The organism is Devosia ginsengisoli (assembly GCF_024707105.1).
Taxonomy (GTDB): Bacteria; Pseudomonadota; Alphaproteobacteria; order Rhizobiales; family Devosiaceae; genus Devosia; species Devosia ginsengisoli_A.
In genome coordinates, this window is record NZ_JANQAJ010000009.1 from 1 (window position 1) to 16,453 (window position 16,453).

13 protein-coding genes and 1 pseudogene are annotated in these 16,453 nt (G+C 62.8%); 10 read left to right on the plus strand and 4 right to left on the minus strand.

Translation table 11 applies throughout. The annotated features are described in order from the left end of the window. Positions 1–45: 45 nt before the first annotated feature. Positions 46–1,095 (minus strand): hypothetical protein, encoded by a 1,050-nt coding sequence (locus NVV79_RS09850; RefSeq protein ID WP_303988593.1) that lies wholly within the window; start codon positions 1,093–1,095, stop codon positions 46–48. A gap of 173 nt (positions 1,096–1,268) precedes the next feature. Between NVV79_RS09850 and NVV79_RS09855 the strand changes: the two genes are divergently transcribed. Together NVV79_RS09855 and NVV79_RS09860 are read left to right on the plus strand one after the other, a co-directional pair. Beyond that, on the plus strand, positions 1,269–1,511 hold the full coding sequence (locus tag NVV79_RS09855) for a type II toxin-antitoxin system Phd/YefM family antitoxin (RefSeq protein ID WP_303988597.1): 243 nt from the start codon (positions 1,269–1,271) through the stop codon (positions 1,509–1,511). Between the two features lie 120 nt (positions 1,512–1,631). Beyond that, positions 1,632–1,895, plus strand: a complete 264-nt coding sequence (locus tag NVV79_RS09860; protein ID WP_369684726.1) for a type II toxin-antitoxin system VapC family toxin — start codon at positions 1,632–1,634, stop codon at positions 1,893–1,895. Positions 1,896–1,969: 74 nt separating this feature from the next. Here NVV79_RS09860 and mmsB read toward each other — a convergent pair whose 3' ends face one another. The 3 genes from mmsB to chvE form a co-directional block, all read right to left on the minus strand. Next, positions 1,970–3,253, minus strand: a complete 1,284-nt coding sequence (gene mmsB, locus NVV79_RS09865; RefSeq protein ID WP_303988600.1) for a multiple monosaccharide ABC transporter permease — start codon at positions 3,251–3,253, stop codon at positions 1,970–1,972. Continuing rightward, the gene (gene mmsA, locus NVV79_RS09870) at positions 3,250–4,782 is read right to left on the minus strand and encodes a multiple monosaccharide ABC transporter ATP-binding protein (RefSeq protein ID WP_303988602.1); all 1,533 of its coding nucleotides are present in this window, start codon (positions 4,780–4,782) and stop codon (positions 3,250–3,252) included. The genes mmsB and mmsA overlap by 4 nt, the downstream gene beginning before the upstream one ends. Positions 4,783–4,986: 204 nt before the next feature. Further along, positions 4,987–6,015: a multiple monosaccharide ABC transporter substrate-binding protein gene (gene chvE / locus NVV79_RS09875; protein ID WP_303990340.1), complete on the minus strand. Its 1,029-nt coding sequence runs from the start codon at positions 6,013–6,015 to the stop codon at positions 4,987–4,989. Between the two features lie 490 nt (positions 6,016–6,505). On the opposite strand from chvE, the gene NVV79_RS09880 reads away from it, so the two are divergent. The 8 genes and pseudogenes from NVV79_RS09880 (at position 6,506) to NVV79_RS09915 (ending at position 16,344) form a co-directional block, all read left to right on the plus strand. Next, positions 6,506–7,279, plus strand: a complete 774-nt coding sequence (locus tag NVV79_RS09880; protein WP_303988603.1) for a FadR/GntR family transcriptional regulator — start codon at positions 6,506–6,508, stop codon at positions 7,277–7,279. A 64-nt stretch (positions 7,280–7,343) separates the two neighbouring features. Further along, entirely contained in the window at positions 7,344–8,303 is a 960-nt protein-coding gene (locus NVV79_RS09885) for a sugar-binding transcriptional regulator (RefSeq protein ID WP_303988606.1), read from the plus strand. Between the two features lie 157 nt (positions 8,304–8,460). Beyond that, positions 8,461–9,771: a sugar ABC transporter substrate-binding protein gene (locus NVV79_RS09890; protein WP_303988609.1), complete on the plus strand. Its 1,311-nt coding sequence runs from the start codon at positions 8,461–8,463 to the stop codon at positions 9,769–9,771. Positions 9,772–10,057: 286 nt separating this feature from the next. Beyond that, entirely contained in the window at positions 10,058–10,930 is an 873-nt protein-coding gene (locus tag NVV79_RS09895; protein WP_303988612.1) for a carbohydrate ABC transporter permease, read from the plus strand. Between the two features lie 134 nt (positions 10,931–11,064). Continuing rightward, positions 11,065–11,895 carry a carbohydrate ABC transporter permease gene (locus tag NVV79_RS09900; RefSeq protein WP_303988615.1) on the plus strand — a complete coding sequence of 277 codons (831 nt, stop codon included), beginning with the start codon at positions 11,065–11,067 and terminating at the stop codon, positions 11,893–11,895. 203 nt (positions 11,896–12,098) lie between these two features. Beyond that, positions 12,099–13,103 carry an ABC transporter ATP-binding protein gene (locus NVV79_RS09905; RefSeq protein WP_303988618.1) on the plus strand — a complete coding sequence of 335 codons (1,005 nt, stop codon included), beginning with the start codon at positions 12,099–12,101 and terminating at the stop codon, positions 13,101–13,103. A gap of 116 nt (positions 13,104–13,219) precedes the next feature. Next, a pseudogene (locus NVV79_RS09910) lies at positions 13,220–14,694 on the plus strand (mannitol dehydrogenase family protein). Positions 14,695–14,754: 60 nt separating this feature from the next. Then, positions 14,755–16,344 (plus strand): FGGY-family carbohydrate kinase, encoded by a 1,590-nt coding sequence (locus NVV79_RS09915; RefSeq protein WP_303988620.1) that lies wholly within the window; start codon positions 14,755–14,757, stop codon positions 16,342–16,344. Positions 16,345–16,453 lie beyond the last annotated feature (109 nt).

Below are 16,453 nucleotides of genomic sequence, written 5' to 3' on the forward strand. Positions count from 1 at the left end.
ACCGAATGGGGCAGCCGCAAGGACGCCGATATCGAAACCTGATCCCTAGCGGACCTTGATCAGCAGGATCACAAGCAGCCAGATGCTGGCGACGTGAATCAGCAGGAACCGCAGCAGCACCTGGGCATTGGACCAGTGCAGGTTCTTGCGCACATGGTCGTGGAACGGAAAGCGCACCGAGCCCAGGATGCGCCAGCCGAACAGCCGCATCAGCGCCACCTTGGCCAGCCCCGTCGCACCGTTGAACAGCAGCAGCGCCCCCACGAAGAACACCGTTGCCGGATTGCCCGTCACCACCACGCACATGCCGACGAACAGCCCGATGGGCCGCGATCCCGCATCGCCCATCAGGGCAGCGCTGGGCGGCGCATTGTGCCAGAGATAGCCCAGGATCGCGCCGCAGAACACCGCCGCCGCCAGCGCCCAGCTCACCGCATCGGGATTGTACGGGATCAGCAGATAGCCCGCATTGGTGACGTCGCCGACCACGGAATAGAGCAGGAAACCCAGCACGCAGATGGTGACCGCGGAGAGCGTGCCCGACACCCCATCGACACCGTCATTGCAGTTGACCGCATTGATGCACAGCCAGACGATGGGCGTGTAGAGCAAGACGCCGCCCCACCACGGCAACATGATATGCGCCGAGGTGAACGGCAGCCACACTTCGGTACTGGTCCCGTTCATCAGCACGATGCAGACAAACAGCGAAATCGCCAGGTCCGTCAGCCCCAGCGTCAGCTCGCTCAACCCGCCGGGCTTGCGATCGTCGATATAGCCGACGCAGGAGGCGATCAGCAGCGCCCCCAGGCAGAAATAGATTTGTGGGTCATAGGGCAGGCAGACCACCAGCACGCCCACCGTGATCAGCACGATGAAGAGCCCCACCCCCACCGGCTTGCCGACGCTGTCCTCGGCATTGACGGCATGCGCCCGGCCCTTGTCCTTGGTCAGCACATGCCACACCCGCGGCAACACCAGCAGCGACAGGATAGCCGATAGCAGCGCCCCCACCGTGGCCAGCACCGTATAAGAGGTCAGCAGGCGCGCCGGCCCCCAATAGGGCGCGATGAACTCGGACAGATAGGTAAGCATGGCGGGCCGATCGCTGGTGAACCGCCGGCCTCGGCAACCCCATTGAGTCGGACCGGCACCGCATGATCGCCTCTGCGAGTCACCAGATCAACGCCCGGCCGACCTCCTGGCCAACTTGCTTTGGTCAGTCAATTAGACTAAGTTCAACGGACTAAGTCATACCGGAATAGACCATGGTCCACACAGTCAATATTCACGACGCCAAAACGCATCTGTCGCGCCTGGTTGACCAGGCCGCGAAGGGCGAACCGTTCATCATCGCCAAGGCTGGCAAGCCACTGGTCAAGGTCGTCCCGCTCGATCAACCCGCATCAGTGAAACGCCTCGGCTTCATGAGCGGGCAGTTTTCGGTGCCCGATGACTTCGACACCTTGGGCCAGTTGGAGATCGAAGAGATGTTTGGCACGCATTCATGAAGGTGCTTCTCGACACGCATATCCTGCTCTGGGCGGCGGCGGAGCCCCACCGCCTGCCTGCCGCAGCACACAGCCTGCTCGATCACCCTGGAGACCGAGCCGGTCTTCAGCCCGGCAAGCATCTGGGAAGTCGCCATCAAGACCGGCCTTGGTCGCGAGGACTTACAGGTGGATCCCCGGATATTGCGTCGGGGGTTGCTCGACAATGGCTATGCCGAACTGCCGATTACCAGCGAGCATGCCGCAAGGCTGGCGGACCTTCCGCCCATCCACAAGGACCCGTTTGACCGCATGCTGGTCGCTCAGGCCATCGCATCCGGGATGGAGTTGCTGACAGCCGACGAGATCGTCGCCCTATATCCTGGGCCAATCCGGCATATTTGACGCCTGCCCTTAGGCAGGCACGCATCAAAACAAAAGCCGCCGGGTCCCCCCGGCGGCTTTCCTGGCCCGAAGGATCAGGCCGAGCGGTTCTTGTTGTAGAGATCGAAGAACACCGCCGCGAGCAGCACCACGCCCTTGATCATCTGCTGCCAGTCGATATTCACGCCCATGATAGACATGCCATTGTTCATCACGCCCATGATGAAGGCGCCGATGACAGCGCCGGCCACCTGGCCCACGCCGCCCAGAGCCGAGGCGCCGCCAATGAACACGGCAGCGATCACGTCGAGTTCCAGCCCCTGCCCCGCCTTGGGCGTGGCCGAATTGAGCCGCGCCGCATAGATCATGCCGGCCAAAGCCGCCAGCGCGCCCATGATGGCGAAGACATAGAAGGTCATCCGCTCGGTCTTGATGCCCGAAAGCGCCGCCGCCTTCAGATTGCCGCCCAGCGCATAGATGCGGCGGCCGAAGGTCATGCGCTTGGTGACGAACACGAACAGCGCGATCAGCACGCCCATCACCACCAGCACATTGGGCAGGCCTTTATAGGAAGCCAGCATATAGGCGAAGAACAGCACAAGGGCGGCGATGACAAGGTTCTTGACCACGAACAGCCCGAAGGGCTCGCTCTCATAGCCGCGTGCCTTGCGACGGGCGCGGCCGCGAATGGCGAAGAACACCATGGCCACGACGGCGAGGATGGCCAGCACCATGGTCGTCGTGTGGAGCACCAGCGGCTGCACGCCCTCGCTGGCCGCAACCAGCGTCGTCGGCCCGATCACATCGGGAATGAAGCCGGCGGAGAGCATCTGGAATTCGGCCGGGAACGGCCCCACCGACTTGCCGGCCAGGATCGCCAGCGACAGCCCCTTGAAGATCAGCATGCCCGCCAGCGTCACGATAAAGGCCGGAACGCGGTGATAGGCGATGATATAGCCCTGCGCCGCCCCGATCGCCGCCCCGGCCACCAGGCATATGGCCCCGGCCACGAATGGATTGGCGAGGAATGCCAGCTCGGGCGGAAAATCCCAGCCCACCATCAGCATGGCGGCCAGCGCCCCGACAAAGCCGGAAACCGAGCCGACGCTGAGGTCGATATGCCCGGCCACGATGACCAGCAGCATGCCCAAAGCCATCACGATGATATAGCTGTTCTGCAGGATGATATTGGTCAGGTTGACCGGCTTGAACAGCACGCCATTGGTGAAATACTGGAAGAACAGCATGATCAGGATCAGCGCCAGCAGCAGGCCATAGTCGCGCATATTGGCCTTGAGCGCGCCCCACACGCTGAGTTCCTGGATCTTGACCTGTTCGCCGGTCGTGCTCATGCCCGGCTGGGCGGTTTCTGTGGTCATGATGCCTTCCCTTCGGCGCGCACGATCGAGCGCATGATCTTTTCCTGGCTGGCTTCGCTTGTGGCCATTTCGCCCACGATGCGGCCTTCGTTCATTACATAGAGGCGGTCGGTAATGCCGAGCAGCTCGGGCATCTCCGAGGAGATGACGAGGATGGCTTTACCCTGCGCCGCCAACTGGTTGATGATGGTGTAGATTTCATATTTGGCGCCGACATCGATGCCGCGCGTCGGCTCATCGAGGATCAGCACATCCGGATTGGCGAACAGCCATTTGCTCAGCACAACCTTCTGCTGATTGCCGCCGCTGAGGTTGCCGGTGACCTGATAGACGCTCGACGAGCGGATATTGGTCTTCTTGCGATATTCGTTGGCGACGTCCATTTCGCTGAGGTCGTCGATCACGCCCACCTTCGATATGCCGCGCAGGTTGGCGATAGTAGTATTGTGCTTGATGTGGTCGATCAGGTTCAGCCCATAGGTCTTGCGGTCCTCGGTGGCATAAGCGACGCCATTGGCCACCGCCTTCTCCACCGTCGACATGTCGGCCTTTTTGCCATGCAGGAACACCTCGCCAGTGATCTTCTGGCCATAGGACTTGCCGAACACGCTCATGGCGAATTCGGTGCGTCCCGAGCCCATCAGCCCGGCAATGCCCACCACTTCGCCCTTGCGCAGGTTGAGGTCGATATTCTTGATCACCTGCCGGTCACGGTGCTGCTGGTGATAGACGCTCCAGTTCTTCACCTCGAACACCACCTCGCCGATGTCAGGCACCCGGCTCGGATAGCGATCGTCCAATGACCGCCCCACCATCAGCGTGATGATGCGGTCCTCGCTGATATTCTCCTTGGTCAGCGTCTCGATGCTGCGCCCGTCGCGGATCACGGTGATGCGGTCGGCCACCTTGCTCACTTCGTTGAGCTTGTGGCTGATCAGGATCGAGGTAATGCCCTGCTTGCGGAATTCCATCAGCAGGTCGAGCAGGGCCGCGCTGTCCTTTTCCGACAGGCTCGCGGTGGGCTCATCGAGAATGAGCAACTGCACCGACTTGCTCAGCGCCTTGGCGATTTCCACCAGTTGCTGCTTGCCCACCCCGATATTGGTCACCAGCGTGTCGGGGTCCTCTGTCAGCCCCACCATGCCGAGCAGCTTGCGCGCGCCGTCACGCGTCTCGTCCCAGTCGATCACGCCGGCCCTGGCCTGCTCATTACCCAGGAAGATGTTTTCGGCAATCGACAGCAGCGGCACCAGCGCCAGCTCCTGATGGATGATGACAATGCCCTTGTGCTCGCTGTCGCTGATCGATTTGAAGTGCTGTTCTTCGCCCTTGTAGATGATCTGCCCATCATAGCTGCCCGAGGGATAAACCCCGCTCAGCACCTTCATCAGGGTCGATTTGCCTGCCCCGTTTTCGCCGACAATGGCGTGGATTTCTCCCTCGCGCACATCGAGATTGACATCCGACAGCGCCTTGACGCCGGGAAAGGTCTTGGTGATGCCGCGCATCTCCAGAATGGTATTGGTCATGCTGGCTCTGTCATTCGATGGGCCTCACGGTGCTTGCAACAGACCTCATGGTGATCTTGTCGAATCACGAGGTCGTGGCAGGATCGGCGTGCCCGACCTCCTGGTTCGACATCCTGAGCTAGTCGAAGGATCACCATGAGGTTTCAGGAAAAATTTGGAAAGGGGGCCCCGCATCGTCGCGGAGCCCCCCAGTTCAAACGCCGATTACTGGAGTTCTTCAGCCTTGATGTAGCCGCTATCGATGACACGGGCCACGTAGTTGTTGACGTCGACTTCATACGGGGTCAGCAGGATCGACGGCACGACCTTGACGCCATTGTCATAGGTGGTGGTGTCGAGCCCGGCCGGGGTCCCGCCGGTCAGCACGGTGTCAACCAGTTCGGCCGTGATCTGGGCCAGCTCGCGCGTGTCCTTGAACACGGTCGAATACTGCTCGCCGGCAATGATCGCCTTGACCGAAGGAACTTCGGCGTCCTGGCCCGAAATGATCGGCCAGGGCTGGTCGGCCGAGCCGTAGCCCACGCCGCGCAGCGACGAAATGATCCCGCGGCTCAGCCCGTCATAGGGCGACAGGACGGCATCGACGCGCGAACCATCCGAGTAGTTGGCCGACAGCAGATTGTCCATGCGAGCCTGGGCCACGGCACCATCCCAACGGAGGGTACCGACGGTTTCCATGCCCTGCTGACCGGACTTCACCACGAGGGTGCCGTCGTCGATCAGCGGCTGGAACACGCTCATCGCGCCGTCATAGAAGAAGAAGGCATTGTTATCATCAGGCGAGCCGCCGAACAGCTCGACATTCCACGGGCCCTTCTGGTCCGGATAGCCGAGACCCTTGAGGATCGAGCTGGCCTGCAGCACACCCACTTCGAAATTGTCGAAGGTGGTGTAGTAGTCGACATTGGCGCTTTCACGGATCAGGCGGTCATAGGCGATCACCTTGATGCCCTGGTCGGCGGCCTGCTGCAGCACGGCTGACAGCGTGGTGCCGTCGATCGAAGCGATCACGAGAGCCTTGACGCCCTTGGTGACCATGTTTTCGATCTGGGCGAGCTGGTTGGGGATATCGTCTTCCGCATATTGCAGGTCGACGGTGTAGCCCTTGGCCTCGAGAGCCGCCTTCAGCTCATTGCCATCGGAGATCCAGCGCAGGGAGGACTGGGTCGGCATGGCAATGCCGATCTGGCCCTTGTCCTGGGCGAAGACCGCGGTGGAAGCGGTCAGCGCCATGGCGCCGACGGCCAGCACGGTGGCAAGCGTCTTGAAAATCTTCACGTCTCGACTCCCTTTGTATTTTTCGAGTTCAGAAGCGTTGGATGGTCGTCAGGGGAGAGGTCCTGGTGGCCTTGCATGCGCCGCGCCGGGCGGCGGATCGCCGGACGAGCCATGCCCGCGCGGACGACCGAAAACCAGTACGGACGCCCGAAGGCGTGCGGCCTGTCTGTCGTGCATGAAGTCCTCCTGCAGGGCGGCGCCTGCCGCCATGGACCCTCCCAAGCCCACGGGCCGGAACCTAGGATAATCAGATACCAGTGTAAAGCCGATTCCCGGCGCCCCACGAATTTTTTCGACATTCGAATATTAACGTAAATCCATGTTTCAGGGCGATTGCGGCTCCATGACACGGCGGCTATGATGCTTTTGCCTGTTAAGGTACGTACCCGGAGCGATCGCGAAGCGACGCTGGAACGGCAAAGGTATCAGATACCTTGGAGGAAACGTGACCACATCGGATGGAGCCCCGCGCCCCGATCAACCGACCGCCGCCATGGCGGTAGCCGACGCCTTGGCCAAGCATATCCTGGGCGAGCTGGCCCCCGGCTCCACCCTGCCCAGCGAGGCCGAACTGGCCACGCAATACGACGTCAGCCGCCTCACCATCCGCGAGGCGGTCAAGCTCCTCGAAGGGCGCGGCCTGCTCGCCATTGCCCGCGGCCGCAAGGCCGTGGTGCGCCAGCCCGACGGTGCCGCCTTCGCCGATTTCCTGACCTCGGTTATCCGCTACGATTCCAAGGGCCTGTTCGATCTGGTCGAGGTCCGCCTCTCTCTCGAAGTGCAGTCGGCGACCCTCGCCGCCAAGCGCGCCACCCGCGCCGGCATCGCCGCCATCGAAAGCGAATTGCAGGGCATGCGCGACACCGTCGGCATTCGCGGCGAACCCATGGCGCATGAGCAGGAACTGGGCTTCCACACCCACGATGTCGGCTTCCACGAAGCCGTGGCCCTGGCCAGCGGCAACCGCGTCATGGGCTTCCTCTTCGAAGCCATGGCCTCGCCCCTGCGCGAGGGCTTCTTCATCAGCCGCCGCGGCCACGAACAGCGCGGCCACAGCCTGCATGACACGATCGAGGCGCATCAGCGCATTCTCGACTGCATCAAGGCCGGCAATGGCCGCGCCGCGGGCGAAGCCATGCGCCTCCACCTCAAGGATACCGAGCGCGACATCCGCGTCGCCCTGAGCCAGCTCGCCAGGCGCCCTGGCCCGCGCATCTGAGAAACGCCTTGCGACATCGCGCGCCATAGCTGAATAATCCGCCGCGAATTTCGTGGACGGGCCAATGGCGCAGAGAATCGACACTTCGATCAACCGGCTGGATGACGCGGCCCGCGCCGGCTGGCTCTATTACGTCGCCGGCAATACCCAGGAAGAGATCGCGTCCAAGCTCGGCATTTCCAGGCAATCCGCCCAGCGCCTCGTCTCGCTCTCGGTCAGCGAAGGCCTGATCAAGGTGCGGCTCGACCACCCCATCGGCCGCTGCATGGATCTCGCCAGCCAGCTCGCCAGCCGTTTCGGCCTCGACCTCGTCGAAGTCGTGCCCTCCGATCCATCGAGCCAATCCACCACCATCGGCGTGGCCGAGGCCACCGCCGCCGAGATCGAACGCTGGCTCAAGCGCACCGACCCCATCGTGATGGCCATCGGCACCGGCCGCACGCTCAAGGCCGCCGTCGAGCAGCTCATGCCCATGGATTGCCCGCATCACAAGGTCGTCTCGCTGACCGGCAATATCGCCCCCGACGGCTCGGCCGCCTATTACAACGTCATCTTCAACGTCGCCGACGCGGTGAAGGCCCGCAGCTTCCCCATGCCGCTGCCGGTCATCGCCTCCTCGGCTCGCGAGCGCGAATTGCTGCATGCCCAGCCCATGATCCGCGAGACCCTGACGCTCGCTGCCCAGGCCGACGTGACCTTTGTCGGCATCGGCGATATCGGCCCCGATGCCCCGCTCTATCTCGACGGCTTCATCACCGATGCCGAACTCAAGGCGCTGCAGAAGGCCGGCGCCGTCGGCGAGATCTGCGGCTGGAGCTTCGATGCCGATGGCAAGATGATCGACGGTCCCACCAATGAGCGCGTCGCCTCGGCCCCGATTCCCTCCCGCGAAAGCTCGCTCGTCGTGGCAATCGCCATGGGCAAGCGCAAATTGCCCGGCATCCGCGCCGCGCTCAACCGCCGCCTGGCCAACGGCCTCATTACCGATGAGCGCACTGCCGAAGGCCTGCTGCAGATTTCGTAACCAATTGATCCGGTTACGATAAAATCCACCTGAAATCGATTTCCATTCCACGTGCATCCACCACTGCGTGCATAGCCCGCTTGACTCTGCCGCATGAGTTGTGAACATTTGCCCATCACCGGAACAAATGCCCGTTTCGGTTACTGGGAGGTATTTGATGAAACTGACACCCATTCTCGTGGGCGCCTTCACCCTTGCGCTGGCGGCTACCGCTTCGGCGCAGACGATCACCATCGCCACTGTGAACAATGGCGACATGATCCGCATGCAGGGTCTGTCGGACGCCTTCACGGCTGAAACCGGCATCGAACTCAACTGGGTCGTGCTGGAAGAAAACACGCTGCGCCAGAACGTCACCACCGACATCGCCACCAATGGCGGGCAGTATGACGTGATGACGATAGGCACTTATGAAGTGCCGATCTGGGCCAGGCAGGACTGGCTTGTGCCCCTCGACGCGCTGAGCAGCGATGCCGACTATGACGTCGATGACCTGTTGCCGCCCATCCGCGATGGCCTTTCCGTCGATGGCAAGCTCTATGCCGCGCCCTTCTATGGCGAAAGCTCCTTCATCATGTATCGCAAGGACCTGATGGAAAAAGCCGGCCTCACCATGCCCGAAGCCCCGACCTGGGAATTCATCGGTGAAGCCGCCCGCGCCATGACCGACCGCGCCAATGACATCAACGGCATCTGCCTGCGCGGCAAGGCCGGCTGGGGCGAGAACATGGCCTTCCTCACCGCCATGTCCAACTCCTTCGGCGCCCGCTGGTTCGATGAAAACTGGCAGCCCCAGTTCAATACGCCCCAATGGAAGTCGACGCTCGACACCTATCTGGGCCTGATGGCAGATGCCGGCCCGGCCGGCGCCTCGTCCAACGGCTTCAACGAAAACCTGACCCTGTTCCAACAGGGCAAATGCGGCATGTGGATCGACGCTACCGTTGCCGCCTCCTTTGTCACCAACCCCGCCGATTCCACCGTCGCCGACCAGGTCGGCTTTGCCCTCGCGCCCGACAATGGCCTGGGCAAGCGCGGCAACTGGCTCTGGGCCTGGTCACTGGCCATCCCGAAGGGCTCCCAGCAGCAGGACGCGGCCGCTTCCTTCATCAAGTGGGCCACCGACAAGGCCTATCTCGACATGGTCGCCGCGCAGGATGGCTGGGCCAACGTGCCCCCGGGCACCCGTATCTCGCTCTACGAGAATCCGGAATACCAGGCCGCCGCCCCCTTCGCGGAAATGACCATGGGCTCGATCTATGCCGCCGATCCGACCCATCCCACGGTCGATCCGGTGCCCTATGTCGGCGTGCAGTTCGTCGCCATCCCCGAATTCGCGGGCATCGGCACCAATGTCGGCCAACTCTTCTCTGCCGCGCTTGCCGGCCAGATGTCGGCCGACGACGCCCTGGCCCAGGCCCAGGAAGCCACCCTGCGCGACATGACCCGCGCCGGTTATATCAAGTAGTCTCTCCTCCGAAGACTCCTGCGGCCGGGTGCTCCCGTGCCTGGCCGCAGCCTTTCGTTCGGACGCGCTGCCGGTAGCTAGTCCTCCCGCAACCTGTCCCAAACCGGAACCGCCCGGTCAAAGGTCCCCTCTGGCGACCGGGCGGTTTCACCCATGAGGACCTCATGGTGAGCTTGTCGAACCACGAGGTCGGGCGCGCTGATCGAGCCACGACCTCTTCCTTCGACAAGCTCAGGATGAGGTCTACTGCAAGATCACCGGATCAACCGGTTTTGGGGAGATCAAGATGGCCACCGCACAGACCCGCACTTTGTCCCGCGTCATGATGGCGCCCGCCGTCATCGTGCTGCTGATCTGGATGATCGTGCCTTTGGCCATGACCCTGTGGTTCAGCTTCCAGAACTACAGCCTCATCAACCCGATGATGACCGGCTTCGCCGGCTGGGGAAATTACCTCTATGTCCTCGGCGATCCCAGCTTCACCCAGTCGCTCGTCAATACGTTGATCCTGGTCGGTGGCGTGCTGATCATCACCATTGTCGGCGGCACGCTGCTGGCCCTCCTGCTCGATCAGCCCATCTGGGGCCAGGGCATTCTCCGCATCATCGTCATCTCGCCCTTCTTCGTCATGCCGCCTGTCGCGGCGCTGATCTGGAAGAACGGCTTCATGCATCCCGGCTACGGCATGCTGGGACACTTATGGAAATTCTTCGGCCTGCAGCCGGTCGACTGGTTCAACCAGTATCCGCTGTTTTCGGTCATCGTCATCGTCGCCTGGCAATGGCTGCCCTTTGCGACCCTGATCCTGCTCACCGCCCTCCAGTCGCTTTCTGAAGAACAGCGCGAGGCGGCCGAAATGGACGGCGCCAACGCCATCAACCGCTTCTACTACATCATCCTGCCGCATATGGCCCGGTCGATCACCATCGTCATCCTGATCCAGACCATCTTCCTGCTCGGCATCTTCGCTGAAATCCGCGTCACCACCGGCGGCGGCCCCGGCTATGCCTCCACCAACATCGCCTTCCTCGTCTTCCGCACCGGCATCTTGTCCAACGACATCGGCGCGGGCTCGGCCGGCGGCGTGGTCGCCGTCGTCATCGCCAATATCGTCGCCATCTTCCTGATGCGCGCTGTGGGGAAGAACCTCGATGCTTAGCGAACTCAGTTACTCCCTAGACCTCATGGTGAGCCTGTCGAACCACGAGGTCGCAGCCACCGATTCTGCCACGACCTCGTCCTTCGACAAGCTCAGGATGAGGTCTACTGACGCTGCCGAGAGGTACCGCTAGAATGGCCCGCACAGTCCCCGCCTCCACCCGCATCGGCTTCACCCTGCTCGCCTGGGTCATCGCCCTGCTGCTGTTCTCGCCCATCCTCTGGGTGCTGCTGACCGCCTTCAAGACCGAAGCCGAAGCCATCGCCGCCTCGCCCACCTTCCTGCCTCAGAACTTCACCCTCGAGAATTTCGCCGCGGTGCAGGATCGCTCGGACTATTTCAAGCACGCCTTCAACTCGATCGTGGTGTCGCTCGGCTCCACCCTGCTCGGCCTCGCCATCGGCATTCCCGCTGCCTGGGCCATGGCCTTCGCGCCCACCAAGCGCACCAAGGACGTGCTGATGTGGATGCTCTCCACCAAGATGATGCCCGCCGTCGGCGTGCTGATCCCGATCTACCTGATCTTCCGCGACCTGCGCCTGCTCGATACCGTGCACGGCCTGACGCTGATCATGACGCTGATCAACCTGCCCATCATCATCTGGATGCTCTACACCTACTTCAAGGAAATCCCGGTCGATATCCTGGAAGCCGCCCGCATGGATGGCGCTGAGCTGTGGAACGAAATCGTCCACGTCCTCGTCCCCATGGCCGTCCCCGGCATCGCCTCGACCCTGCTGCTCAACGTGATCCTCGCCTGGAATGAAGCCTTCTGGACCATCACGCTGACCTCGGGCCGCGCCGGCACGCTCACGGCTTTCATCTCATCCTTTTCGTCGCCTCAGGGCCTGTTCCTCGCCAAGCTCTCGGCGGCCTCCCTGCTGGCCATCGCGCCTATCCTGCTCATGGGCTGGTTCAGCCAGAAACAACTCGTCCGCGGCCTGACCTTTGGAGCGGTGAAATGATGACCCTGTGCTTGCGGCCCCACCCCACCCTCAATCCCTCCCCATCGAGGGGAGGGAGGCGCCAGCTCGACCTTCAAGGCTCATCCCGAATATCTACGCAACCGCCGGATGGGCCTCCCTCCCCTCGATGGGGAGGGAATGAGGGTGGGGGTAATCTCTCCGTCCACACGATGTCCGCACCAACGCTAAAGGACCTCTAGAAAATGGGCTCCATCTCCCTGCAACACGTCAAGAAGTCCTTCGGCGAGGTCCAGATCATCCCGGACATCTCCCTCGACATCAACGACGGCGAATTCGTCGTCTTCGTCGGCCCTTCAGGCTGCGGCAAGTCCACCCTGCTGCGCCTCATCGCCGGCCTCGAGGACACGACATCGGGCCAGATCCTGCTCGATGGCGAGGACATGACCAAGGCGCCACCGGCCCGAAGGGGCCTGGCCATGGTGTTCCAGTCCTACGCGCTCTACCCACACATGACCGTGCGCGACAACATCGCCTTCCCGCTCAAGATGGCCAAGGCGCCCAAGGAACTCATCGACCAGAAGGTCGAATATGCCGCCCGCACGCTCAATCTGAGCTCCTATCTCGATCGCCGCCCCCGCGCCTTGTCCGGCGGCCAGCGCCAGCGCGTTGCCATCGGCCGCGCCATCGTGCGCGAACCCAAGGCTTTCCTCTTCGACGAACCCCTGTCCAACCTCGATGCCGCCTTGCGCGTCAACATGCGGCTGGAAATCACCGAACTGCACCAGCAGCTCAAGACCACCATGATCTACGTCACCCACGACCAGGTCGAAGCCATGACCATGGCCGACCGCATCGTGGTACTGAACGCGGGCAATGTGGAGCAGTTCGGCTCCCCGCTCGATCTCTACAAGAAGCCCGCCAACCGCTTCGTCGCCGGCTTCATCGGTTCGCCCAAGATGAATTTCATCGACGGGCCCGAAGCCGCCAAACACAACGCCCATTCCATCGGCGTCCGCCCCGAACATTTCACCTTGGCCACGTCAGCCACATCAGGCGCCTGGAAGGGCAAGGTCGGCGTCGCCGAACAGCTCGGCTCCGACACCTTCCTCCACGTCCATGTCGAGGGCCTCGGCCTCATGACCATCCGCACCGACGGCGACCAGACCTTCAGCCACGGCGACGACGTCTACCTCACCCCCGACCCCACCCGCATCTACAGGTTCGATGCGGCGGGGAATGCGATCTGACCATGTCCGCCCGATTTCATTTCACCCACCGTGTCATTCCCGCGAAAGCGGGAACCCCTGTTTCCCTGTAACGGAGGTTCCCGCTTTCGCGGGAATGACTCCGGGGTTGAACTAAAATGACCACCAAGCTCTCCGCCAGCACCCTCGGCTCCATCACCACGGCATCCGTGCCCGCCTATGACCGGAGCACCCTCACGCCGGGCATCGTGCATTTCGGTGTCGGCAATTTCCATCGCGCCCATCAGGCCGTCTATCTCGACGACCTCTTCGCCACCGGTTCCGACCACGATTGGGCTCTGGTCGGGGCCGGGGTGCGCGAGGCCGACGAGGCCATGCGCCAGAAACTCAAGGCGCAGGATTGGCTGACCACCGTGGTCGAGCAGGAAGCCGATACCAGCGCCGCCCGCGTCACCGGCGCCATGATCGACTATCTCCGCCCTGGCGACAGCGCCGCCGTCATCGCCCGCCTCGCCGACCCCGCCATCCGCATCGTCTCCCTCACCATCACCGAGGGTGGCTATTATATCGACCCGGCCAGCCAGAAATTCGATCCTGATCATCCCGACATCGCCTTCGATGCCGCCAACATGGCGGCGCCGAAAACCGCCTTCGGCCTCATCCTCGCCGGCCTCCTCGCCCGCCGCGCCGCCGGCATCCAGCCCTTCACCGTCATGAGCTGCGACAACATTCCCGGCAACGGCCACGTCACGCAGAATGCCGTGGTCGGTCTCGCCCAACTCATCGACCCAGCCGTGGCCCAATGGGTCCGCGACAACGTCGCCTTCCCCAACGGCATGGTCGACCGCATCACCCCCGCCACCTCCCCCGCGAGATCGCCCTGCTCGCCGATCAGTTCGGCATCGAGGACAACTGGCCGGTATTCTGCGAGAGCTTCAAGCAGTGGGTGCTCGAAGACAATTTCCCCGCCGGCCGCCCGGCGCTGGAAAAGGTCGGCGTGCAATTCGTCAGCGACGTCGCCCCCTACGAACACATGAAGATCCGCATCCTCAATGGCGGCCACGCCACCATCGCCTATCCGGCCGGTCTGCTCGACATCCACTTCGTCCACGAGGCCATGGCGCACCCCCTCGTCTCGGCTTTCCTCAAGAAGGTCGAGCACGACGAGATCATCCCCATCGTACCCCCGGTGCCCGATACCAATCTTGATGATTACTTCGCTCTGTGTGAAAAACGGTTCGCCAATCCCAAGATCGGCGATACCGTCCGCAGGCTGGCGCTGGACGGGTCGAACCGGCAGCCGAAATTCATCATTCCATCCGCACTCGACCGCGCTCAACGTCAACAGTCCGTTAACGGATTGTCACTCGTGTCAGCGCTTTGGTGTCGCTATTGCTACGGCACCTCGGACAGCGGCGCCGTCATCGAACCCAACGATCCAAGCTGGGACCGCCTCACCGCCCAGGCCAAGGTTGCCAAGGCTGATCCGAAGGCATGGCTCGCCATGGCCGACATCTACGGTGACCTCGCCCACAGTCCCGCCTTCATCGCCGCCTTCACTAACGCCTTGAATACGCTATGGGAAATCGGCACCAAGGCGACGCTCGAGCGCTATCTTGCCGGCCGCCTCTAGCCACCCCACGCCCCTTCGGCTACCTTCGCGCCCGAACCGGGAAGAGGGCGCTCGATCTCTATGCAAAGCCTCCTTGTGGCAGTGGACGTGGGCACGGGAAGTGCCCGGGCCGGCGTGCTCACCGCACAAGGTAACCTATTGGCACGGGCCGAATTTCCCATTGCCATGAACCGTCCCGACGCCAATTATGCCGAGCATGACAGCACCCAGATCTGGGCCGCCGTCTGCGCCGCAGTCCGCCAGGCTATGACCCAGGCCGGCGCCGACCCCGCCCATGTCGTCGGCCTCAGCTTCGACGCCACCTGTTCCCTCGTCGTCCGCGACAGGAATGGCGAGCCCGTCACAGTCTCCACCAACGGAGAAAACCTTTGGGATACAATAGTCTGGCTCGATCACCGCGCCCTGGCCGAAGCCGAGGAATGCACGTCCACAGGCCATCTCGTGCTCGCCTATGCCGGCGGCGTCATGTCCCCCGAGATGGAAGCGCCCAAGCTCATGTGGCTCAAGCGGCACATGCCTGACAGTTGGGACCGCGCCGGCATGATGTTCGACCTGGCCGACTTCCTCTCCTGGAAAGCCACGGGTTCCCTGGCCCGCAGCCAGTCTACCCTCACCTGCAAATGGACCTATCTGGCCCATACCGAAACCGGCTGGCAGCCCGATTTCCTGGCCGCCGTGGGCCTCGAAGACCTGCTCGACAAGGCCGCCCTGCCCGCCAAAGCCAGCCCCGTCGGCACCGATCTTGGCCCGCTCACCGAAGCGGCCGCTGCCGACCTCGGCCTCACCATCGCCTGCCGCGTCGGCGCCGGCCTCATCGATGCCCATGCAGGCGCGCTGGGCGTGCTCGGCGCCTTCACCCATGATGTCGGCACCATCGACCGCCACCTGGCACTGATCGCCGGCACCTCCAGTTGCGTCATGGCCCTTTCTGCCGAGGACCGGCCAACGTCAGGTGTCTGGGGCCCTTATTTCGGCGCCGTCCTGCCCGGCGTCTGGCTCAATGAAGGCGGCCAGTCCGCCACCGGCGCTTTACTCGACCACATCATTCGCTGGCATGGCGCGGGTGGCGAGCCCACCACGGAAATGCATCACCGTATCGCCCGGCGCATCATGGAACTGCGCCTGCGCGAAGGGCTGGCACTGGCTGATCGCCTGCATGTCCTGCCCGATTTCCATGGCAACCGCTCGCCTTTAGGCGATCCCTTCGCCCTTGGCGTCATCTCCGGCCTGACGCTGGACAGCGACTTCGACTCGCTCTGCCGCCTCTATTGGCGCACTGCGGTCTCCATCGCCCTCGGCGTCCGCCACATCCTCGAAACACTCAATACCCGCGGCTACGCCATCGACACGCTACATATCACCGGCGGCCACACCAAGAATGCCGTGCTGATGGAGCTTTACGCCGACGCTACAGGCTGCACCGTAGTCGAGTCCTCGGCCAAGGACGCGACCTTGCTCGGCATGGCCATGGTCGCCGCCACGGCCGCTGGACTCTATCCCAGCCTTGACGCGGCCTGCATCGCCATGCAGCAAGGCGGAAGCGAACGCGCCCCGGCCCCGGCCGCGCGTGCCCAGTTCGACAAGGACTACCGCATCTTCCTCGAAATGCTGCGGCAGCGGCAGGTCATCGACACGATGGTTTTGCAGTAGCCGGCAATCGATGAATTGCCCCGGGCCGAACAGACCCCGCCATTTGTTTCAATTGTTGCGACGGAACCAAAGTTGATCAGCACCCGTTCTTTGGGCACGCGCAACATTG